General features: G+C 64.7%; 19 protein-coding genes. 4 read left to right on the top strand and 15 right to left on the bottom strand.

Features of this window, described 5'->3' with window-relative positions:
• Window positions 1-14 precede the first annotated feature (14 nt).
• A complete protein-coding gene (locus QQK16_RS05360; RefSeq protein ID WP_284195396.1) occupies window positions 15-899 on the bottom strand; it encodes an alpha/beta fold hydrolase in 885 nt (294 codons plus the stop codon).
• A gap of 166 nt (window positions 900-1,065) precedes the next feature.
• Here QQK16_RS05360 and QQK16_RS05355 point away from each other — a divergent pair, with 166 nt between their 5' ends.
• From QQK16_RS05355 to QQK16_RS05340, 4 genes are all read left to right on the top strand, one after another.
• Entirely contained in the window at window positions 1,066-3,456 is a 2,391-nt protein-coding gene (locus QQK16_RS05355) for a heavy metal translocating P-type ATPase (protein WP_284195395.1), read from the top strand.
• A gap of 53 nt (window positions 3,457-3,509) precedes the next feature.
• Entirely contained in the window at window positions 3,510-3,923 is a 414-nt protein-coding gene (cueR, locus tag QQK16_RS05350) for a Cu(I)-responsive transcriptional regulator (protein WP_284195394.1), read from the top strand.
• 330 nt (window positions 3,924-4,253) lie between these two features.
• The gene (locus QQK16_RS05345; protein ID WP_284195393.1) at window positions 4,254-5,207 is read left to right on the top strand and encodes a LysR family transcriptional regulator; all 954 of its coding nucleotides are present in this window, start codon (window positions 4,254-4,256) and stop codon (window positions 5,205-5,207) included.
• A gap of 127 nt (window positions 5,208-5,334) precedes the next feature.
• Window positions 5,335-5,919: a hypothetical protein gene (locus tag QQK16_RS05340; RefSeq protein WP_284195392.1), complete on the top strand. Its 585-nt coding sequence runs from the start codon at window positions 5,335-5,337 to the stop codon at window positions 5,917-5,919.
• A 235-nt stretch (window positions 5,920-6,154) separates the two neighbouring features.
• Here the strand turns inward: QQK16_RS05340 and QQK16_RS05335 are convergent, their stop codons facing one another.
• The 14 genes from QQK16_RS05335 to QQK16_RS05270 all read right to left on the bottom strand — a co-directional run bounded on the left by QQK16_RS05335 (window position 6,155) and on the right by QQK16_RS05270 (window position 19,891).
• On the bottom strand, window positions 6,155-6,622 hold the full coding sequence (locus QQK16_RS05335; protein ID WP_284195391.1) for a type II secretion system protein: 468 nt from the start codon (window positions 6,620-6,622) through the stop codon (window positions 6,155-6,157).
• Window positions 6,609-6,980, bottom strand: coding sequence for a type II secretion system protein (locus tag QQK16_RS05330; protein WP_284195390.1), 372 nt, complete (start codon window positions 6,978-6,980; stop codon window positions 6,609-6,611). Before QQK16_RS05330 ends, QQK16_RS05335 begins: the two co-directional genes overlap by 14 nt.
• A 5-nt stretch (window positions 6,981-6,985) precedes the next feature.
• Entirely contained in the window at window positions 6,986-7,456 is a 471-nt protein-coding gene (locus tag QQK16_RS05325) for a type II secretion system protein (RefSeq protein WP_284195389.1), read from the bottom strand.
• Entirely contained in the window at window positions 7,453-9,372 is a 1,920-nt protein-coding gene (locus QQK16_RS05320) for a secretin N-terminal domain-containing protein (RefSeq protein WP_284195388.1), read from the bottom strand. Before QQK16_RS05320 ends, QQK16_RS05325 begins: the two co-directional genes overlap by 4 nt.
• Complete coding sequence (locus QQK16_RS05315; RefSeq protein ID WP_284195387.1) at window positions 9,369-9,923, bottom strand: hypothetical protein; 555 nt, start codon at window positions 9,921-9,923, stop codon at window positions 9,369-9,371. The genes QQK16_RS05320 and QQK16_RS05315 overlap by 4 nt, the downstream gene beginning before the upstream one ends.
• Window positions 9,920-10,639, bottom strand: a complete 720-nt coding sequence (locus QQK16_RS05310; protein WP_284195386.1) for a hypothetical protein — start codon at window positions 10,637-10,639, stop codon at window positions 9,920-9,922. The genes QQK16_RS05315 and QQK16_RS05310 overlap by 4 nt, the downstream gene beginning before the upstream one ends.
• Window positions 10,636-11,151, bottom strand: coding sequence for a hypothetical protein (locus QQK16_RS05305; protein WP_284195385.1), 516 nt, complete (start codon window positions 11,149-11,151; stop codon window positions 10,636-10,638). The genes QQK16_RS05310 and QQK16_RS05305 overlap by 4 nt, the downstream gene beginning before the upstream one ends.
• Before the next feature lie 9 nt (window positions 11,152-11,160).
• Window positions 11,161-11,961, bottom strand: a complete 801-nt coding sequence (locus QQK16_RS05300) for a hypothetical protein (RefSeq protein WP_284195384.1) — start codon at window positions 11,959-11,961, stop codon at window positions 11,161-11,163.
• Window positions 11,942-13,624 (bottom strand): GspE/PulE family protein, encoded by a 1,683-nt coding sequence (locus tag QQK16_RS05295; RefSeq protein WP_284195383.1) that lies wholly within the window; start codon window positions 13,622-13,624, stop codon window positions 11,942-11,944. The genes QQK16_RS05300 and QQK16_RS05295 overlap by 20 nt, the downstream gene beginning before the upstream one ends.
• Window positions 13,624-14,817 (bottom strand): type II secretion system F family protein, encoded by a 1,194-nt coding sequence (locus tag QQK16_RS05290; RefSeq protein ID WP_284195382.1) that lies wholly within the window; start codon window positions 14,815-14,817, stop codon window positions 13,624-13,626. Before QQK16_RS05290 ends, QQK16_RS05295 begins: the two co-directional genes overlap by 1 nt.
• Window position 14,818: 1 nt before the next feature.
• A complete protein-coding gene (gspG, locus tag QQK16_RS05285; protein ID WP_284195381.1) occupies window positions 14,819-15,235 on the bottom strand; it encodes a type II secretion system major pseudopilin GspG in 417 nt (138 codons plus the stop codon).
• A gap of 157 nt (window positions 15,236-15,392) precedes the next feature.
• Window positions 15,393-15,911 carry a hypothetical protein gene (locus QQK16_RS05280; protein WP_284195380.1) on the bottom strand — a complete coding sequence of 173 codons (519 nt, stop codon included), beginning with the start codon at window positions 15,909-15,911 and terminating at the stop codon, window positions 15,393-15,395.
• A gap of 263 nt (window positions 15,912-16,174) precedes the next feature.
• Entirely contained in the window at window positions 16,175-18,061 is a 1,887-nt protein-coding gene (locus QQK16_RS05275; RefSeq protein WP_284195379.1) for a M12 family metallopeptidase, read from the bottom strand.
• A 27-nt stretch (window positions 18,062-18,088) separates the two neighbouring features.
• Complete coding sequence (locus QQK16_RS05270) at window positions 18,089-19,891, bottom strand: M4 family metallopeptidase (RefSeq protein ID WP_284195378.1); 1,803 nt, start codon at window positions 19,889-19,891, stop codon at window positions 18,089-18,091.
• Window positions 19,892-20,009 lie beyond the last annotated feature (118 nt).

Raw genomic sequence — 20,009 nt, 5'->3', positions numbered from 1 at the left:
ATGCCTCAGGTTTTTCAGTTTTTTCCCAGCAGGTAGGCACGTGTCAACTCGGCCGCCAGTGCTGGGTCCTCCTGCATAAAGCAATGGCCACCACTGGTCTGCATGACTTCGACCTGAGGGTTGAGCCGTTGCCAGCGCTGGGCCGAGACCGGCACGAAGGGGTAGGTCTGGTCGCCGTGGATCAGCCGCACCGGGGTGCTGCTGGCACGTAGCGAGGGCCATAGACGCTGCGGGGCCGAACCGAAGATGGTGGATTCCAGGCTGGCAGGCGTGCACAGGCCGATACCCTCCGCAACCGGGGCCATGGCGTGGGCCACATAGGCGGCCATGGCGGCCTCGGTCCAGCCCCGGAAGATGCCTCGGCCGCTGAGTGCTGCCTGCGCCGCAGCGGCACTGGGCCAGACCCGGCGGCGCTTGCGTGACAGCCTGGCCAGCGGGGTGTGGTGCGCCAGCCCCAGGGTTTCTGCTGCCCGCAGCAGCCGGTTCATCCAGGGGGTGAAGATCACCGGGTCCAGCAGCACGGCACGTTGGAACAGGCCGGGCCGTTCTGCCAGCGATAGTGCCGTCAGCACGCCACCAAAACTGTGGCCCAGGGCGTAGCGCGGCAGCCCGGCATCCCACAGCGACTGGTGCGCCATAAAAGCGTCCAGCGACAGGCTGGCATTGCGGTTCCAGCCCAGAAAGCGATCGCCGACATCGCTGCGGCCATGGCCGGGCAGATCACACAGCCATAGGTCGAAATCCACCGCCAGCAGCGCCAGCATGGGCTCATAGGTGCGACCGCTAAAGCCATTGCCATGCAGGAAATGCAGCACAGGCTTGCCTGAGGGCGGGGTATGCCAGCCGCGCAGGGTAAGGCCGTTGGAGTCGGTGTATTGCCAGGGCTGCCAATCCATCATTGCTATTAATCTAGGGGGCGCGGGAGCCGGATGATAGCGGCTGGCCTGCGCGGCGCACAGCGCGGGTGACTGGCGGCGACCAAGCCGTGCACATGGTGCTTGACCTTGCCATGATAGGAAGGTTCAGACTGCGGTCATCACAGTAGCCATGACGAGGCATAACACCATGCAAAGCGAAACAAAGGAGCAAAACAGTCAGCTGACCGTGCCGGTGGCCGGTATGACCTGTGCAAGTTGCGTTAGCCGAGTGGAGAAAGTGCTGGCACGGCTACCCGGGGTGCAAGCCGCCAGCGTCAACTTGGCTAGCGAATCGGCCACGCTCACGGCGGGGCCCGAGCTAACGCTCGCCATGGTGCGAAGTGCCATTGCCCAGGCAGGTTTCAGCGTGCCGCAGCAGACGCTGACCCTGGCCATAGGCGGGATGAGCTGTGCCAGCTGCGTAGGGCGGGTGGAGAAGGTGCTGGCGCGGGAGCCCGGCGTGCGCGAAGTGAGCGTTAATCTGGCGACCGAGCAGGCTACGCTGCTGGTGGACCAAGGGGTGGATAGTGCCAGCCTGATGGCTGCCGTGACGCGCGCCGGTTACAGCGCCAGCCTGCACCAGGAGGGCAAGGACAGCCCACGGCCTGCGCTGCCAGCCTGGTGGCCGGTGGCCGTATCGGGTGCGCTGTCGCTGCCGTTGGTGTTGCCCATGGTGGCCGAGCTGGCGGGTGTCCATTGGATGTTGCCGGGCTGGCTGCAGCTGCTGTTGGCCACCCCGGTGCAGTTCTGGCTGGGCGCACGCTTCTACCGCGCCGGCTACCTGGCCATGCGGGCGGGGAGCGGCAATATGGACCTGTTGGTCGCCCTGGGTACCAGTGCGGCCTATGGCTTGAGTGTTTACCTCTTGCTACGGCATGGCGAGCACGGCATGCCCCACCTCTACTTTGAAGCCTCTTCCGTGGTGATCAGCCTGGTGCTGCTGGGCAAGTGGCTGGAAGCCCGGGCCAAGCGCCAGACCAGCGAGGCCATTCGCGCCCTGCAGGCCCTGCGACCGGCCACTGCAAGGCGCCGCCGCGAGGGGCGGGATGAGGATGTGCCCATCGCCCTGATTACCGTGGGTGACCTGGTGGTAGTGCGCCCCGGTGAGCGGGTGCCGGTGGATGGCGAGGTGGTGGAAGGCAGCAGCCAGCTGGACGAAGCTCTGCTGACCGGCGAGAGCCTGCCGGTGCCCAAAGGGCCGGGCGAGCGGGTAACTGGCGGTGCCATCAATGGTGATGGCCTGCTGCTGGTCCGTACCGTGGCCATCGGGGCGGAGACCACCCTGGCCCGTATCATTCGGCTGGTGGAGCATGCTCAGGCGGCCAAGGCGCCGATACAGCGTCTGGTAGACCAGGTCAGCGCGGTATTCGTGCCGGTGGTGCTGGTCATCGCCTTGCTTACGCTGCTGGCCTGGTGGCTGCTGGCTGGCCAACTGGAACCCGCCATCATCAACGCGGTGGCCGTGCTGGTGATTGCCTGCCCTTGCGCCCTGGGCCTGGCTACGCCCACAGCCATCATGGCGGGCACTGGAGTCGCGGCAAGGCACGGCATACTGATCAAGGACGCCGAGGCGCTCGAAACGGCCCATCGCATCAGCGCTGTGGCGTTTGACAAGACCGGCACCCTTACCGAGGGCAAGCCGCGCCTGCTGGCCATAGCCGGCAATGATGTAAGCGACGCTACCCTGCTGGCACTGGCGGCCGGGCTGCAGGCGGGTAGCGAGCATCCGCTGGCCCATGCCGTGATCGGGGCGGCACAGCAGGCTAGTGTTGCCGCGCTACCGGCTAGCAAGCTGCAGGCCCTGCCGGGGCGGGGCATACAGGGCGAGATCGATGGGGCGGGATACCTGCTGGGCACCGCCCGCCTGATGCAGGAGCAAGGCGTTGCCCTGGCAGGTCTGGCTGAGCAGGCCGCTGCGCTGGAGCAACAGGGCCGCACCTTGTCCTGGCTGGCTCGGGTGGGCGAGCCCTCGGTGCTGGGCCTGCTGGCCTTTGGCGATGCGGTCAAGCCCGGCGCGGCAGCGGCACTGGCCAGGCTACAGACCATGGGGGTGCAGACCATCATGCTGACGGGCGACAACCAGGGCGCCGCCGCCCAGGTGGCTGCCGAGCTGGGGCTGAGCCAGTTCCAGGCCGGTATCCTGCCGGCCGACAAGGCCCAGGCCCTGCTGGCGCTCAAGGCCGAAGGCCATGTGGTGGCCATGGTGGGCGACGGCATCAATGATGCACCGGCGCTGGCAGCCGCCGATGTCGGCATCGCCATGGGCAGCGGCACCGACGTGGCCATGCATGCAGCCGGCATCACCTTGATGCGGGGTGATCTGGCCCGAGTGGCCGACGCCATTGCCATCTCCCGCCGCAGCTATGCCAAGATCCGGCAGAACCTGTTCTGGGCCTTCTGCTACAACGTGGTGGGCATTCCGCTGGCCGCCATGGGTCTGCTCAACCCGGTGGTAGCAGGGGCAGCCATGGCGTTCTCCAGCGTCAGTGTGGTGGCCAATGCTCTGTTGCTGCGCCGCTGGCAGCCGGGGGGACGATAATGTTACGTACGCTTGTGGGCTTGTCCGCAGCGACACCGCCAGGTAAACACGCCATGAATATCGGAGAAGCCGCCCGCGCCAGCGGGGTCAGCGCCAAGATGATCAGGCACTACGAGGGCATAGGCCTGCTGGCAGCCAGCCACCGCAGCCAGTCGGGCTACCGCCAGTACGGCCAGCGCGATATCCACCTGCTGCGCTTTATCCGGCGCGCCCGTGACCTGGGTTTCTCGCTGGAGCAAATCAGCGTGCTGCTATCACTATGGCAAGACAAGCAGCGCGAAAGCGCGGCGGTCAAGCAACTGGCCGAAAGCCATATCGCCGAACTGGATGCGCGCATCGCCGCGCTGAGCGAGATGCGGGCCACCCTGCAGACCCTGGCCCAGGCTTGCTGCGGCGACCACCGGCCAGACTGCCCGATACTGGAGGGACTGGCGACGGCGCGCGATCAAGGGAGCGCTGCGGTCTGAGCCGCCGCAATCGTTGGCACCGGGGGAGCCCTGCCGCATCCGCCCGGCCTGCCCATTCAATGTGCCCACCCGTGACGGCAGGCTACCCGGTAATACTCACACTCTGACCAGGATGAGGATAGGCCAAGCGCTTGAAACAAAGGCGGAATGCGGGTTTCGGCGCAAGCGGGCAGGAGGGGAAGCTGTCTAGACAGCAACACGCTTCCTGCTACTTGGCAGCGTACAACCGACCAGCGGTCATTTAGCATTATGACGGAATGATATTATATAAGCCCTTATTAATACCGGTATCTAACCGCCTGTTGCAGCTCCCGGCGGCGCCCAAAAATCATGAATGATTACAGCGAGCTTCAGTCCATACGCATGTTTGTGGCGATCGCCGAGGCCGGCAGTTTTTCCGGCGCGGCCAAGCAACTGGACTTGAGCACGGCGGCGATGTCGCAGCGCCTGAAGCAGCTGGAGGGACGACTGGGCGTGCGGCTGCTGGACCGCAATGCGCGCGGTATCAAGCTGACCGAAGAGGGTGAATTGCTGCTGGTACGGGGACAGGAGCTGCTGCGCGAATTCGACCGCCTGATGGACGACGTGCGCGGAAGCAGCGGCCGCATTGCGGGGGCGCTGCGCATCCATGGCCCACTGGGTTTTGGCCGGCGCTACCTGGCGCCCATCGTGGCGGCCTTCCACGCCCAGCACCCCGAACTCGATATCTCTCTGATCCTGAGCGACCGTTTCTCGGTCAACCGCAACGAGCGTTTCGACCTGGTGCTGCACATAGGCGAGCTACCCGACTCCGACTGGGTAGCCTACCCCATCGCCCCCAACCGCCGCGTACTGTGCGCCTCGCCCGAATACCTGGCCCTGCACGGCTACCCCCAAACACCAGAAGACCTGCGCCGGCACCAGTGCCTGGTACTGCGCGAGAACGACGAAGACACCACCCTGTGGTCCTTCCACCAGAACGGTGAAAAGACCAATGTGCGCATCAGCGAGGCACTCAGCGTCAACGATGGCGACGTACTGCGGCAATGGGCGCTGGCCGGCAAGGGCCTGATGTTGCGCTCGGAATGGCATGTGGCCGACGACCTGGCCGCCGGCACGCTGCAACGGGTACTGCCCGATTGGCAGGTGGCCGACGCCGACGTGGTCGCCCTGGTCCCCCACCGCAACGGCATGCCTATGCGCCTGCGGGCCTTTCTCAACTTCCTGCAAGACCACTTCCGCCCAACACCGCCCTGGCGGATGGCACCGGCGGCTGTTGAGGACAGGGTGGCGGAGCTGGCGTAGCGTCTCTGGCAGCCGAGTTGTTAAACAGTGGCGTTTGTATTCATGACGCCACTGGCTGATTGACTGTGCTGACGTCTGGGGGTGCCTGCAGTAACATGATGAATATGTTAATGTTAAGGTGAATTCCATGTCGCATTCCTATGCTACCAAAACCTACATAGTAGATACCAATTCTATCCCTGCTTCATTTCCCACGCTTGAGGCGTTCGAGGATTTTAAGTCCTCTGTTGGAGCAATAAAGCATGGAGAAGCGCTTTGCAGCGTCTCTGGCGACACAAGGGGTGGGTGGGCTATCTATGCGATAAAAGCACTTCTCGAGCATGGGGACTTCCCCGCTATCGCGTTCCTTGGTGATGCCAGCAGCTGTCAATACAGTTTTGAAGGCGAGTATGGAGATATAACGAGAATTACCATCGTCAATCCAACGCAGCAGGCGCAAGTGATTGCTGATTTTGAGCGATTAATTTCTGATTTGATCAAAAACCCAGATGCTGCCTATGACATAGGGGATTTGAATGTTTATTCCGATGGTGATGTGGAGGCTGCGCTGGAGCGTGACTATGTATCGTCATCTCCTGCATTTGATAAAAATGTGAAAGGGGAAGACGGTGAAAGTGCCGATTATCTTTTTGTTTTCCTCCGGAGTATTCTTGAGGTGTTTAAGAATGCAAAATCACTGGGGCAAAGCGTTGTTCATGTGCTCTATATCTGAGTAGTTCTGTGTTTAGCGCTGCTAACGAACCCCTTATGGCGTGTTTGTGCAAGCTTGCCGTACCCGCGTACTGTCAGCATTTCCACACCTAGCCATAACCAGCCTCGCTGGGTTTTGTTAGCGGCCTTTGAGCCTGTTCCAAGTCTTTTCGCCGCGTCGCTGACGTCCCCCTGAATTCGCTAGAGTCCGATTGTAGCGTTCGGTGGGACTTCAGGGAGTTGCTGCGCCAGCCATCCTAGTTCTTGGCCTGCCCGCTAGGCTGGAACAGGAACTGCCAGTCCGCTATCCGCTCTGCCTTCTCGAATTCCTTGTAGCGCAGGGCAAAGCCCCGGCGCATCAGGGGGGGGCGGTCGGAGGGGCTGTGGACGCCGACGATACCTTCGTCTTCGCGCCGTATCAGCTGCATGGGCTGGCCGCTGACCGGGTCGGCATAGGCGCGGCGCAGGTGGCGTACCGGTTCGCTGGCGCGGGGGTCTTGCAGCAGGTCTTCCACCGAGCGCGGCAGGCTGCCGTCGCTGCCGGGCAGGGCGGCATAGCTGGCGATGGCGCGGCGGTAGGCGTCGCCCACCTGCAGCAGGGTGCGTTCGCGCTGGCGATCTGCCTGGGTGCTGGCCACCTCGATGGCGCGGCCCATGATAAGGCCCAACACCACCAGCACGCCCATCAGCCAGAGATAGGCCGAGCCCCGTTCACCAGCTGCCATAGTCGCGTCCGTCGCTGCCCCGGCCGCTGGCGCCACTGCGGACATCGCCGACATTGCCTTGGCTGCCGGGCGGCGGTGGCTCTACCCGCCAGGTATCGTTGCGCTCGGTCAGGGGGTCGACCGGGATGCTGCGTAGATAGCGGGCGCTGACCAGCTCTTCCAGATCATTGGGGTAGCGGCCACGGTCGGCATGGAATTGGTCCAGTACCTTGCGCATGGTGTGCAGGTCATCCTGCAGCACGGTCTCTTTCGCGCGGTCCACACTGCCCAGGTAGCGCGGCGCCACAATGCTGAGCAGGGTGGCGACGATGGCCATGGCGATCATCAGTTCCAGCAGGGTAAAGCCGCGATGGCGCATGGGGGTCACCATAGTCGGTAGGGCTGGCCGTCCAGCGCCGTGCCGGGGTTGAGGCTGTAGACATCGTACACGTCGGCGCCGGCCCTGGGGGCCTCGGCTGGCGAGGCGTAGCTGCGCAGGCCCCAAGTGGTCTCGGGGGGCGCGGTCTGGTCGGGGAAGAAGGGGTCGCGCGGGATGCGGCGCAGGAAGTACAGCTTCTGGGCGTCCGGCGAGGAGATATCCGATACCCCGTCCACCAGCACCCGCAGGTTGGGCGGATAGCCGCTGCTGCCCACGGTCTTTTCCAGCCGGCCTTCATCGTAGGCGCGCTTGTACTCGTCGATGGCATTGCGCAGCGACCACAGCGCTTGCCGCAGATTCTGCTCGCGGCTGCGCTGGGCCTGCAACTGGGCCAACGGTAGCGCTGCGCCGGCCAGGATGGCCAGCAGGGTCAGGGTGACCAGCAGCTCTATCAGGGTAAAGCCACGTTGTTTCATTTCGGGTTCTGCGGCGGGACCGGTAGCGGTGGCGGCGGCACTGGGTCAACCTGCGGTGGTGGCACCGGCTCTACCTGTGGCTGCGGTGCGGGCGGGGGGGCCAGCGGCTGGCTGCCCTCGGCCGGGATGCTGATCTGGCTGTTGCCGTCCGGCAGGCGCAGGGTTTCGCTGCCCACATGATCTTCCGTGCCGCTGGTGAACTCGGTCTGGCTGGCGTCGGGCACGGCCAGGTTGCGCAGTATCCTTGGGGTGATCAGCAATACCAGCTCGGATTTGGTGCGTTGCCGCTTCTCCGACGAGAACAGCTTGCCCAGCATGGGCAGCTGGCCCAGGCCCGGCAGGCGCGAGGCCGATTCCAGTTCTTCCTGTTTGATCAGGCCGGCCAGCACTTGGGTCTCGCCATCACGCAGGCGCAGGGCGGTGCTGGTGGTGCGGGTGCCGATCTGATAGGTCAGGAGGCCGGTCTTGCTGGGCACTTCCTTGACGATATTGCTGACTTCCAGGTTCAGGCGTATGCCCACCTCGTCATCCTGGAACACCTGCGGTTCCACATCGAGCTTGAGGCCCACGTCCAGATAGGCCACCGATTCGGCCACCGAGCCCGAGGTGGGATTGGTGGTGGTGGTGATCACCGGCACGCGGTCGCCGATATGGATCTTGGCCTTCTCGCGGTTGCGTACCCGTATGCGTGGGTTGGCCAGGGTATCGGTGGTGCCGTCGGTGTGCTTAAGGTTAAGCAGCAGGGCCGGGTCGCCTATGCCCAGCTTAAGGCCATCGCGGCCCAGGTTCTTCAGCTCGCCCAGGCTGAGGCTGCTGCCGTCAAAGGCCTTGGGCAGCGACAGCGACAGCTGGTCGGGGAACTGCACGCCCAGCTGGGCCAGGCGCTCGCTGCCGATTTCCATCACTTCCACTTCCAGCATGACCTCGGCCTCGGCCAGGTCATGGGCAGCCACCAGCTTCTCGGCCACGCCTATGGCCTCGGGGGTGTCGCGCATCACCAGCAGGTTGAGCTTGTCGTCGGTGTAGATGTCGCGGGTCTTGACGATGGTCTTGATCAGCGCGGCGGCCGCCTTGGCCTCGATATTGTTGAGGTAGAAGGTCTTGACGTTGAGGCCTTCCAGGTCTTTCTGCCGATTGGGCGTGGCCGGGTAGATCAGCACGGTACGGTCGTTCAGCACCCGCTTGGCCAGTTGCTGGCTGGTCAGCAGCACATTGAGGGTCTCGTCCAGCGGGGTGTCGCGGGCCAGGATGGTGGCCTGGCCGTCCAGCTTGAGATCGCGGTCGAACACGAAATTGACGCCGGTGCTCTGGCTCAGCATGTCGAAGATGCTTTGCAGCGGCGCGTTGCGGAATTCCATGGTGACGGGGGCGCGCAGTGGCGAGTTGGCCGATATCGGCGCCATGTCGGCCTTGTTGCGGGCCTTGTCCAGCTCGGCCAGGCGCTTGCGGGCGCCCAGGTGGCGGGGCGATTCGGCCAGTACCTGCTTGAGCAGGGCGCGGGCCTGGGTGGTCTGGCCAGCCTGCTGGGCCGCTATGGCTTGCTCCACCAGGCTGTTGTGCGCCAGCTCGCGGTCCAGCGCCAGCCGCATGTCGGCTGCGCGCGGGTTGCCCGGCTGTATCCGTAACACCGTCTCTATCCGTGCCTGGGCCTCGCTGTAGCGCTGGTTGATACGCAGGGATTCGGCCTCACGCAGGGTGCGCTCGACGATAGCATCGCGCTGGCGCAGCCAGTAGCGGCGGAACTCCTGGTTGCCGGGCTCCTGCTTTACCAGTTCTTCCAGCGCCAGCAGGGCTTCTTCGCTGCGGTTCTCACCCAGCATCTGGCGGGCTTGGTCGAAGCGTTGCTGGGGCTGGCTGGCACAGGCAACCAGGGTCAGCAACATCAGGCCGGTCAGGCCAGGGCGTATCAGATTCATGGCGTAAGGCCCACGGTGTGTTGTTCGCTGGTGGCGAGATGGGTGAAAACAAGCTGGCCGGCCGTCAGGCTGTTCAGCCGCCAGCCACCGGGCAAGGTATCGCCAGGGCGGGCTATCAGGGGGCTGCCCTGATTATCGAGATAGATATCCAACTTGCCGCCTTTCTCCAGCTTGCCCAGGTAGCGATAGGGCGGTGCCAGGGGCGGCGGTGGCGGCGGGGGGGCGACGACAGCGGCCGGTTCGGTCACGGCGGCTTCGGCCGGGGGCGTGGCCTTGGGCTTGCTGGAGCCAAAGGGATCGGCCACCACACCTTGCAGCGAACCGGTGTCGCGCTGCATGGCGCTCTGCCAGCTTTCGCCATTGGCCGGCGCCGTAGTGGCGTCTGGCGGCAGCACTGGGGTGGACGAAGCGACATTCGGGTCGCTGATGCTGACGGTCGGCCCTGCCGGCGTCAGGTCGTCTTCATCGCCGCCCATCCGGGTAGACCAGACGGACAGGCCGACCACGACCACCAGGGCCAGCCCCATGGCCTGCTTGCGGTTCAGGCTCATGGCCGGGCTCCCGCAGGGGGTGGCATGGGTGCGGCGGGCGGTGTGGCCGCTGCCGGTACCGATGCGGCGGGTGCTGCAGGTGTTGCTGCCGGTGCAGGTGCCGTAGTTGGGGCCGGCGTCGGCTTCGGCACTGCGGCAGGTGTTGCGGTGCCGGCCACGGCGGGTAGGCTGGCTGGCAGCGGCACATCCAGGCCTGTCGGTGTGGCTTCGCGATAGTAGTAGCTGAGCTTGAGCTGGGCCGTGACCACATCACTCTTGGGGTCGCGCTCGAAGCGGACTTCATCGAGCACCGCATTGGGCGCATCGCCCAGCGCGCGGTTGAGGAACAGCCGCAGCGACGGGTAATCGCCATCCAGCGGCAGGTTCACCTGGTAGCGCCGTAGCGCCAGGCCGTTGACGGTCTGCAGCTGGTAGTACGATTCATTGATAGCCAGGTCCGCTGCCTCGGCGGCCACGTCCAGCGCCGCCAGTTGGTCGGGTAGCTGCTCCAGCGGTGGGAAGCGGGCATAGAAGTCATTGATGCGGCGAGGCTTGGCCGGCGCGGTCAGTGTCTGCGTCTGCTGCGCTTGGCGCAGCTTGGCCTGGGTCTCGGTCAGCTGGGTGGCGGCAGGCTGCACCTGTACCAGCCAGAATACGGCGGCACCCAGCAGCAACCACACGCCCAGGCGGCCCGAGGTACCCAGCAGCATCCAGATATAACGTGGCCAGACCATCATGGTGCCCCCACCGATTCCTGGCCGGCGTCCCAGCGGGCCTGCACCACAAAGCGCAGCGCCTCGCTCTCGGCATCCCAGTGCTGTTGCAGCAGGTAGACGTCGGTTACCCCGCCCTGGCGGCGCAGCGCACGCAGGTATTCATACAGTGATTCGGCATCGCTGGCTTCACCGCCCAATTGCACCGAGGCCTTGTCGCCAGCCTGCGGCAAGATCTGGCCCAGGCGTACGCCTGGGACATTGATCTGCTCCAGCCGCTGGAACAGCATGGTCCAGGGTCGGCGGAACTGCCGGGCCAGGCGGTCGGCCGCAACCAGGGCCGTGGCCTCGGTATCGGTTTCGGGGCTGGCGGGTGGGGCCTGCAACTGCCATAGCTGGCCTTCCAGCTGCTGTTGCACCTGCTGGGTCTGGCTCATGCGCCAGCTGGCCAGCAGCAGGCAGGCCAAGCCCGCGGTGAGCAGCAGCAGACCGAAAACACTGAAATGGCGACGCGTCGCCACGAAATCCAATTGCATGCGTCCCATTCAAACACCTGTGCACAGGGCCCATTCGGGGTCCCTGCGCGGATCATAGCCGCGTTGTGCCGGCAGCCGCAGCCAGGTGGCGGACAGCCTGCCCAGGTCCGGCCGCTGGAACAGCGGGGCAGCAATGTAGACGGGGCTGTTGAGCGCGTCCAGGGTGGCGCTGGCCTGGGTAATCAGGCTAGGCAGGCGGCGCTCCCAGGGCTCGGGCAGTACCCGGTTGTAAAGACTGGCCCACTGGCCCCGCTGCAGTTGCAGCAGCGCCAGCCGGCGTGGTTCCACCACGGCCAGCAGGGCATCCTGGGGCAGCTTGTCGGCCAGCCGGTTGAACAGCGAGACCAGCACCGGCTGCATGGAAACCAGCCGGTAGCGTTGCTGCTGTGCCAGTTCGCGCAGGGCGGCCAGCCAGCGGCCATCCAGTGCACTGGCAACCCGGGCGCTGCCGGGCTTGAACGGCGACAGGGTGATTTCCCAGCCGGCACTGGCAGCGCCGTACTGCTCGGCAAACAGGGCCTGGGCCATGGCCTGCGCGACGGTTTCGTCGCTCAGGGCATTCTGCCAGGGCAGGATGGCGAAGCGCACCCAGGCGCTGGACAGCCGGACTTCCAGCCGGCGGGCACGGCGTTCGCCCAGCCACTGGGCCAGCAGGTCAAGCTGCGGCAGGCCGTCCTGCAGCCGCAGGGGCAGGCGCAGCTCGGCTGCGCGACGGCGTTGCCAGCCATGTTGCTCGACGGCAAGCAGGGAATCGGCGCCGAGGAACAGCACCACCCTATCGGGGCGCAGTTCAGCGAACGAAGGTAACACGGTTGATTTCCTGCAAAGTGGTCGCGCCCTGGGCCACGGCGGCCAGGGCGATCTGACGCAAGGGCCGGCTGCCGGCCTTGCGGGCGGCGGCCTTGATCTCGCTCATGGGGGCGCGGCTCAATATCAGCTCGCGCAGGGTGTCGTTCAGTTGCAGCACTTCGGCAATGGCAATCCGGCCCTGATAGCCGGACTGACGGCACGCCGGGCAGCCACGGCCGATACGGAACTGGAAGCGGGGCAGCCAGGATGCCTGGATGCCGGAGGCGATCAGCAGGTCCGATGGCGGCCGATAGGGCACGCTGCAGTGGCTGCAGATGCGCCGCACCAGGCGTTGGCCCAGCACGCCGTTGAGGGCGGAAACCAGGCTGTAGGGGTCTACTTCCATGTGCAGGAAGCGGCTGATCACGTCGAACACGCTGTTGGCGTGCACGGTGGAGAGTACCAGGTGGCCGGTCAGCGCCGCCTGCACGGCGATCTGGGCAGTCTCCGGGTCGCGTATTTCGCCCACCATGATGCGGTCGGGATCGTGCCGCAGGATGGAGCGCAGGCCACGGGCGAAGGTCAGGCCCTTCTTCTCGTTCACCGGTATCTGCAGCACGCCGGGCAGCTGGTATTCCACCGGGTCTTCGATGGTGATGAGCTTTTCCTCGCTGCTGTTCACCTCGGCCAGCGCGGCATACAGGGTGGTGGTCTTGCCCGAGCCGGTCGGGCCGGTGACCAGCAGCATGCCGTAGGGCTCGCGGGCCAGGCTCAGTATGGTGCTGCAGGTGGCGGCGTCCAGCCCCAGGCTGGCCAGGCTGAGGCCATTGATCTGCTGAGTGACGGCCTGCTTGTCCAGCACCCGCAAGACCGCGTCCTCACCGTGCATGCTGGGCATGATGGAGACGCGGAAATCCACTTCCCGCTCCAGGATAAAGGCCTTGAAACGGCCATCCTGGGGTACCCGGCGCTCGGCGATGTCGAGTTCGCTGATGATCTTGATACGCGAGATGGCCTGTTCGGCCAGCTCCTGGCCATTGACCCGGCTGGCGGCGTGCAGCACACCGTCTATACGGTATTTGACGCACAGCCCGTCAGGCTCGCTCTCGATATGGATGTCGCTGGCGCCGCTCTTGAGCGCATCGTAGAGGGTGGAGTTGACCAGCCTGACGGCGGCACTGGATTCCTCGGCGATGGTGGCCAGGGTGATGACTTCCACCACCTCGCCCCGCTTCTTGCCCTCGGTTTGCGGCAGCAGGCCATCGATGGCGCGGCGGCCTTCCTCCAGGGCACCCAGGCGCTCGCGCAGGGCTTCGTCATCGCACAGGGCCAACTGGTAGGCGCCATCGAGCTTGTGTTCCAGCCAGTGCAGCAGGCCGGCCTGCAGCGGGTCGGCCACGATGGCGATGGTGCGGTCCTTGTGCTTGATGGGCAGGCATAGCCGGGCCGAGGCTTCGCTGAAGGGCAGGCGGGTGAAATCGGGGCTGAGGTCGGCCAGCTTCTGGGTGGGCACCAGCGGAATCCGCAAGGTCGACGACAAGGCGGCCAGCACGGCCTCCTTGCTGGACTGCGATTGCGCGGCCAGGGCCGTCAGCAGGTGCAGGCCACCGGTCTCGGCCTCCACGCGGGCGCGGGCCAGTTGTTCGGCGCTGAGCTTGCGTTCCAGGGTGTTAGGCGTGGCCATTACTGCATGCCTCCCGCCAGGTCGAAGATGGGCAGGTACATCAGCAGCACGATCATGCCGATAAAGCCGCCCATCAGCAGCATCAGTATGGGTTCCACCAGCTTGGCGGCGGTATCGACAAAGCGGCTCAGCTCTTCATCATGGAAGGCGGCGGTACGCTCCAGCATCTCGCCCAGCTGGCCGGTGCGCTCACCCACCTGCAAGAGCCGCAGGGCGATGGCTGTGGTGAGGCCGGCGCGTGACAGCGTCTCGGCCAGCGGCTGGCCCTGGCGCAAAGCCTGTATGGCCTGGCGCAGCGGCGGCCGCAGGGCCGGGTGGAGCAGATCGGTTACCCGCTCGAAGGCGGTCACCAGCGGTATGCCGCCCTGCAGCAGCATGCCGGTGGCGCGGTAGAAGCGAGCCAGTTGGAACAGCCGCAGGCGGGCGCCCAGGCCAGGGCTGCGCCAGGCCAGATCGGCCAGCTTGGCGCGGCTGGCCGGTTGCATCAGCAGGGCCACGCTGCCGGCGATGGTGGCAAACAGCACGCCAGCCGCCATGGCACGGTGCTCGGCCAGGAAGCCGCCAAAGCCCAGCAGCAGGCGCGACATCAGCGGCAGCTCACCCTGCATGCCGTCGTAGATTTGGGAGAACTTGGGCACCAGGTAGCCAACCAGGAACAGACACACGCCACCGCCGGCGAACAGCAGCATGGCGGGGTAGGTGGCGGCACTGATCAGGCGCTTGCGCAGCGCGTCTATCTGCTGCTGGTAGGCGATATAGCGGCCCAGCGCACGATCCAGGTCGCCCGTGGTCTCGCTGGCACGCACGCTGGCCACCAGCAGTTCGGGGAACAGGGCAGGCTTGGCGGCCAGGGCGGCCGACAGCGATTGGCCCTGGTGCAGGGCATCGCGCACCTCAACCAGTATCTGCTGGGTGCCGGGGCGGGTTTCTTTTTCGGCGAGGGTGGCGATGGCTTCGCTCAGCCCTAGGCCGGCAGACAAGAGGGCGGCCAGCTCCTGGGCAAACAGCAGCAGGTCGAACTTGATCTTGGCGGCGCCTTTCGAGGCGCCAAAGCCGGCCGGACGCAGGGTCAGCGGCGTTAGCCCGCGCGCACTCAGCTGCGCCCTGGCCTCGGTATCCGAGGCCGCTTCAAGGCGAAGGCTGACGACGCGCCGCTCGCTATCGAGCGCGCTGACCAGGTACGACCGGCTCATTTCAATTGCTCAGATCCGCGTCTTCGGCGGCGCCACCAGGGCGACCATCACGGCCTAATGATAGTACTTCGAACTCGCGGCCGTTGCTGCCGGGTATCCGGTACTGGTAGGCATTGCCCCAGGGGTCGGGCGGGGCGGCTTTCTTCAGGTAGGGGCCGCGCCAGGTGCTGACGCCCGAAGGGGGCTGGGTCAGCGCGGCCAGGCCTTGCTCGTTGCGGGGGAAGTGCCCGTTATCAAGCCGGTAGGCCTCTACCGCCTTGCTGATGGCGTCTATCTGCGAGCGGGCCGTGGTGATCTCGGACTTGCCCAGGTTCTTGAACAGATTGGGACCGACCACGCCGACCAGCAGGCCGATGATGACGAGGGCGATCAGCAGTTCGAGCAGGGTAAAGCCCCGGCTTGAGCGAAAAAGAGGCATGGCAGCAAAAACCTATGATTAATAAGAGATTATGCCATCCGTGTATGCGTTGCGCATTAAGCAAATACTAACATTGCATTCGACTGTGGTAATCCTTACCCAACCGATGGCTTGGCAACGCATCTACACGACAGACGGCAGGGTGCTACAGCTGGCATCAGGGCAGGGCCAGATCCAGTTGCAGGGTCAGCGGCGCCTCAATGCGCTTCTCTTCCAGGCAATAGCCCTTGATATCGTCGGTACGGCAGTCTGGGCCTGGTTTGCCCTGGTTCTGTAGACGATAGCGCTGGGCCGTGACTTGGGCCTTGAGGCGGCCATCGGCAGCGGTGAGGAACTCGATACGGCCTTCACCACGCTCGCTGTTTTCCAGGTGTATGGCAATCATGCCCTGGGCGGTGGGATGGTAAATATCACCAAAGCGGAAATGCTGGGCCAGCTGTGCCGGGGTGTAGGGCGCTTTCAGCTCAGGGCCGAATGACAGGTAGACCTCCTGCTTGCCGACATTGACCAGCAGCGCCCGGTAGTCCGGCGTGCCATCGCAGCGCTGGTTGGCGGGGCATTGCCAGCTGCTGCTGTTGCTTTGTATCAGCAGCGGGGTGGTGGCTGCCATGGGCTGTTGGCAACCGGCAGCCAACAGCAGGCTACCGGCCATGAGCAGATGCAGTGCGTGAGACATGTTGCGCTCCTTGTGAGCATTTCCGGAAACCGCAGTTCTGTGGTCAGACCACGGCGGGGAAACCGAGGTTTCCGGAAGCGCCCTGTTTGGGGGTAAAAAAGGGCCGCCACGGCGGCCCAGGATACTCCCAGGGGAAATAGGGGGTGCTGCCCGTCGGACAGTATAGGGTAGCGGGGCCGGCGCCGGTCTTGTTGCCCTGCCATCAGGCAGGGCTGCACCGGCTTGCGGCAGGCGCGCTGCAAGGCAGCGCGCCCACTTGCACCTTACAGTGGCGACAGCAACCAGGTGGCTGCGCCGCTGGACAGCTTCACTGCAGCGCCATCGTTCTCGCTGGCAGCAGCCAGCGGCAGGTTGGCACCGCGCGACACCAGCTGGTAGCCGCTACCGCTGGCACGGGGGCAGAACTGCTGGTTGGCACCGCCGTGCACCGGCCAGACGATCACTTCGCTACCTGCCAGGGTGGCGCCGTTGGCTACATCCAGGGCCAGGCCGGTGGCGGCGCTGGCGATCACGTAGTAACCCTCGGCGTTGCGGGTGAGCTTCCAGCGCTGCTGGCCGGCATCGGGCCACAGCATCATCGGGGCGTTCTGCACGTCACCGGCCGGTACCAGCGACTTGCGCTGGCTGCTGCTGGTGATCTGGTACTGGCGGTTGACGTCCAGTACGGTTTCGCAGGCAGGCTTGGGCGTGGTGCCGCCGCCATCACCGCCGCCGACTTCAGTCCAGTACACCTTCAGCCAGTTGCTGTAGACGAACGGGGTCTGCGGGCTGCAACGGACGGGTTCGCAGTAGCTGCCCCAGATCCAGTAGGTGGTGGAGACCTTGCCGTCGATCATCACGGTCATGCTGTAGGTCTTGCCGCCGAAGCTCACCTGGTTGCCGGTGGTGTACTTGGCTGCGCGGTCATACGGCTTGGCCGTGCTGGTACCGCCGCCACCGCCGCCGGTGGTGTCCTTGGCGACCGTGACTTTGACGCTGGCCGTGACTTCCTTGCCCGAGGCCGCAATGGCACGCAGGGTGATGGTGGCCACGCCCGAGGCCTTGGCTACCGGGGTGATGGTCACGGTGCGCTGTGTACCGGTACCGGCCTGCACCACCACACCTGCCGGGGCGACCACGGCGCTGTTGTCGCTGCGGATATCAAAGCGCAGCGACTTCAGGTCGGCATCGCTGCCGGCCAGGGTCAGGCTGAACTGGCCGCTCTTGTCCTGCATGAAGCTGACCGAGCTGGTGCTGGTGGTCATGGTCAGTGGCACATTGCCGTTCACGGCCGGGTAGAACTTGTTGATGGCGGTGATATCGGCCGCGCTCAACTGGTTACGCTGGCCCATGCGGCTGGGGTCGACCTTGGGGTCCAGCGGCACGATGGTGGGCTTGCCGTTCTTGGAAAAGGCCCAGTTCGGGTAGTGCATCACCGAGTCGATATCGTAGCCACCAGCCGGGTTGACCTGGTCGGCGCGCAGCTTGGTGAACTGGCTGGCCATGCCGTCCTGGATGTTTTCTTCCACGACACGCACGTAGTTGTCGCGGTCAGGACGCATCTGTTCGTGCATCCAGCCCAGGGCGTGCATGATTTCGTGGGCGACGGTACCGCTACGCTCACAGCCATCACCGATGGAGATGGGTTGTTCCTTGCCTATCATGCCGACATAGGACCAGCAGCCGCCGTCAGACACGAACTTGACGTAGTTGGTCTCGCTGGTGCGCGGAACGAAGCGGATATTGGTGTTGTCGCTGATCAGCTTCATGCCGACGGCAATCGCATCCCGCTTCGCCTTGCTCAGCGAGGGATCGAACGTGTACGGCATGGTGTTGTTGGTCCAGCTGGTGGCGGACTTGTAATGGTTGTCCTTAGCCACGACGCGGCCGGAATCCAGCTTGTCGCCAGCTGCCTTGGGCAGGTCCAGCTTGGGCAGGTTGATGCCGTTGGTCTGCACATCCTTGTGCATGCCCAGCATGATGTCGCCCAGCATGGCGCGGCCATCGATGACCATATAGGTCATGTTCTGGTCGGTGCCACGGATCTTGGCGGTTGCGGTTTCGATGCGGCGCGGGGTGTCCAGCTCAGGGGTGGTGCCGACATCGGCCCAGACAGTGCTGCCCATCATCGCGATGGCGGTGGCCAACAGGGCCAGTTGCGGTTTCTTCATCTGTTATTCCTTGGATACGGCGCGATATCAACGGGCGTAGGCGTAGAGCGACAGGCCAGACACGGCGGCCTTGGCGTCGATCAGCAGATAGGCCTTGCCGGCACGGGGCGACTTGATCAGTACGGTTTCGGCATTGCTGGCGCCGGTCGAGGACGCGTCGAAACTGCTGGTCGAAGCCAGGGCACCCTGCTTGACGTAGAGGTTGGCGTTGCCGCTGCCATTGCCCAGACGCACGGTCAGGAAGGTGGCATTGGCGGGCACATCCACCACGTACATCAGCTGGCCGGCGGCATTAGCCTGCAGGTTGCTGACGGTGGCGCCGTTGGCGATCGCAGTGGCGGTGTTACCCGGCTGCGGCGGCACGCTGGCGCAACGCACGCCAACCTTGTCGAAGGCCGAGATCACGTCGTTGATGTTGTAACCCTTGTCGCGGGTCGCCGAGATCACGCCACAAGCGCCTTCGTTGAAAGTGCTGTTGGCCTTCCAGTACAGGCGGTTGGCGCCCAGGAACACGTCGAACGCCTTGCGCGCATCCCAGCCGCTGGTGGTGGCCAGCAAGGCGTAAGCCTTGTTGTACACGCCGCTGGAGTGGTGCACGTCCATATTGTCGTTGTACTTGCTGGCGTGGCCGATGGAAGCACCATCCTGCTCAGGGTTCAGCATGTAGCGCATGGCCTGGCCTTGGCGCTTGTAGATCTCGGCGCCGATCAGCATGGAGGCCTTGCCCATGTGGTAGAACTCGGCAGCCTGGGCCGACATGTCGGAGAAGGCTTCGTTCATGCCACCCGATTGGCGGGCATACACCAGACCGGAATTCTGCTCGGTCACGCCGTGACTCACTTCGTGCGCCATCACGCCCAGTGACACCAGCGGATAGAGGCTGCTGCCGCCATCGCCAAAGGTCATGCGCTGGCCGTCCCAGAAGGCGTTCTGGTAGTTGGTGCCGTAATGCACGCGGACGATGAGCTTGTCCTTGAGGGGACGGATGCCGTACCAGTCGCGGAACATGTTGAACACCACGCCGCCAAAGAAGTGGCCGTCGTTCAGGGGCGAGTAGGCGCCGTTGGCGACGCGCTGGGTGTTGACCGGAATGCCGGTGGCCGGGCAGTTGGCCAGCTTGTAGGGGCTGCGTACTTCGGCGGTGCGGTTACCCATGTCATAGGTAGCCACGTTGGCGTTGTCGTAGCTGCAGTCGTTGGTGATCTCCATGGCCTTGTATTCCTTGCCATAGTAGTACTGACCCATCTTGGGGTTGCCGCCGGGGCCGTGCGCATCGCGGTGGGCCAGGCCATCCCAGCTCATCAGTACCGCGCCGGTGTTGGCGTCGATCATGAAGCTCGGGCTGGCAGGCTTTTCGCCCGGGATATGCAAGGAGGTCAGGTAGACCAGTTGGGCGCGGGACTTTTCATCCAGGCGCACCACCAGTTCCGACTTTTCCAGCTCGACCGCGCTCAGCACATGGCCTTGGCGACGGGCCAGCTGGCGCGTCAGGAAGGCTACTTGCGCCTCCGACAACACCGGCTTGGTATTGGGCAGATCGGCAGCCAGGCCGCTGATCAGGGTGCCGTCATTGAAGGCTGGGGCATCCGACTGCTTGCCATCCTGACCGACGCTGAACTGGGCGACCGGTGCTGCTTCACCCCAGATGCGCACACCTTGGTGGAACTGCTGGTACTTGCGCTTGATGCTGCCATCTGCGGTGGTCATCTCGGTGCTGGTGGGGCGCAGTTCGGCGGCGCTCAGGGCACCCTCGAATTGTACGCCCTGACCCAGTTCGATACGGGTGGCGGCCTGGCTACCCAGGGCAGCCACGATGGCCATCGTCAACATTGCTTGCCGGCTTGCGCCTGGCACTCTTCTCTTCATCATGCATTTTGCCTTTGTTGTTTATGCGTTCCAGTCAGGTATGGCTGGGCTGTCCTGGCTCCTTGCCAGGGAGGACGATGCG

It is taken from the genome of Chitinimonas prasina (genome assembly GCF_030160395.1).
GTDB classification, from domain to species: Bacteria; Pseudomonadota; Gammaproteobacteria; order Burkholderiales; family Chitinimonadaceae; genus Chitinimonas; species Chitinimonas prasina.
Note: the sequence above shows the minus strand (reverse complement) of the source record. Positions and strands in the feature narration are given on the sequence as shown.

What these genes read in the sequence shown, in the direction of transcription:
- QQK16_RS05360 (WP_284195396.1), bottom strand. Translation starts at nt 899, where the DNA reads ATGATGGATTGGCAGCCCTGGCAATACACCGACTCCAACGGCCTTACC.
- QQK16_RS05355 (WP_284195395.1), top strand. Translation starts at nt 1,066, where the DNA reads ATGCAAAGCGAAACAAAGGAGCAAAACAGTCAGCTGACCGTGCCGGTG.
- cueR (WP_284195394.1), top strand. Translation starts at nt 3,510, where the DNA reads ATGAATATCGGAGAAGCCGCCCGCGCCAGCGGGGTCAGCGCCAAGATG.
- QQK16_RS05345 (WP_284195393.1), top strand. Translation starts at nt 4,254, where the DNA reads ATGAATGATTACAGCGAGCTTCAGTCCATACGCATGTTTGTGGCGATC.
- QQK16_RS05340 (WP_284195392.1), top strand. Translation starts at nt 5,335, where the DNA reads ATGTCGCATTCCTATGCTACCAAAACCTACATAGTAGATACCAATTCT.
- QQK16_RS05335 (WP_284195391.1), bottom strand. Translation starts at nt 6,622, where the DNA reads ATGGCAGCTGGTGAACGGGGCTCGGCCTATCTCTGGCTGATGGGCGTG.
- QQK16_RS05330 (WP_284195390.1), bottom strand. Translation starts at nt 6,980, where the DNA reads ATGCGCCATCGCGGCTTTACCCTGCTGGAACTGATGATCGCCATGGCC.
- QQK16_RS05325 (WP_284195389.1), bottom strand. Translation starts at nt 7,456, where the DNA reads ATGAAACAACGTGGCTTTACCCTGATAGAGCTGCTGGTCACCCTGACC.
- QQK16_RS05320 (WP_284195388.1), bottom strand. Translation starts at nt 9,372, where the DNA reads ATGAATCTGATACGCCCTGGCCTGACCGGCCTGATGTTGCTGACCCTG.
- QQK16_RS05315 (WP_284195387.1), bottom strand. Translation starts at nt 9,923, where the DNA reads ATGAGCCTGAACCGCAAGCAGGCCATGGGGCTGGCCCTGGTGGTCGTG.
- QQK16_RS05310 (WP_284195386.1), bottom strand. Translation starts at nt 10,639, where the DNA reads ATGATGGTCTGGCCACGTTATATCTGGATGCTGCTGGGTACCTCGGGC.
- QQK16_RS05305 (WP_284195385.1), bottom strand. Translation starts at nt 11,151, where the DNA reads ATGCAATTGGATTTCGTGGCGACGCGTCGCCATTTCAGTGTTTTCGGT.
- QQK16_RS05295 (WP_284195383.1), bottom strand. Translation starts at nt 13,624, where the DNA reads ATGGCCACGCCTAACACCCTGGAACGCAAGCTCAGCGCCGAACAACTG.
- QQK16_RS05290 (WP_284195382.1), bottom strand. Translation starts at nt 14,817, where the DNA reads ATGAGCCGGTCGTACCTGGTCAGCGCGCTCGATAGCGAGCGGCGCGTC.
- gspG (WP_284195381.1), bottom strand. Translation starts at nt 15,235, where the DNA reads ATGCCTCTTTTTCGCTCAAGCCGGGGCTTTACCCTGCTCGAACTGCTG.
- QQK16_RS05280 (WP_284195380.1), bottom strand. Translation starts at nt 15,911, where the DNA reads ATGTCTCACGCACTGCATCTGCTCATGGCCGGTAGCCTGCTGTTGGCT.
- QQK16_RS05275 (WP_284195379.1), bottom strand. Translation starts at nt 18,061, where the DNA reads ATGAAGAAACCGCAACTGGCCCTGTTGGCCACCGCCATCGCGATGATG.
- QQK16_RS05270 (WP_284195378.1), bottom strand. Translation starts at nt 19,891, where the DNA reads ATGTTGACGATGGCCATCGTGGCTGCCCTGGGTAGCCAGGCCGCCACC.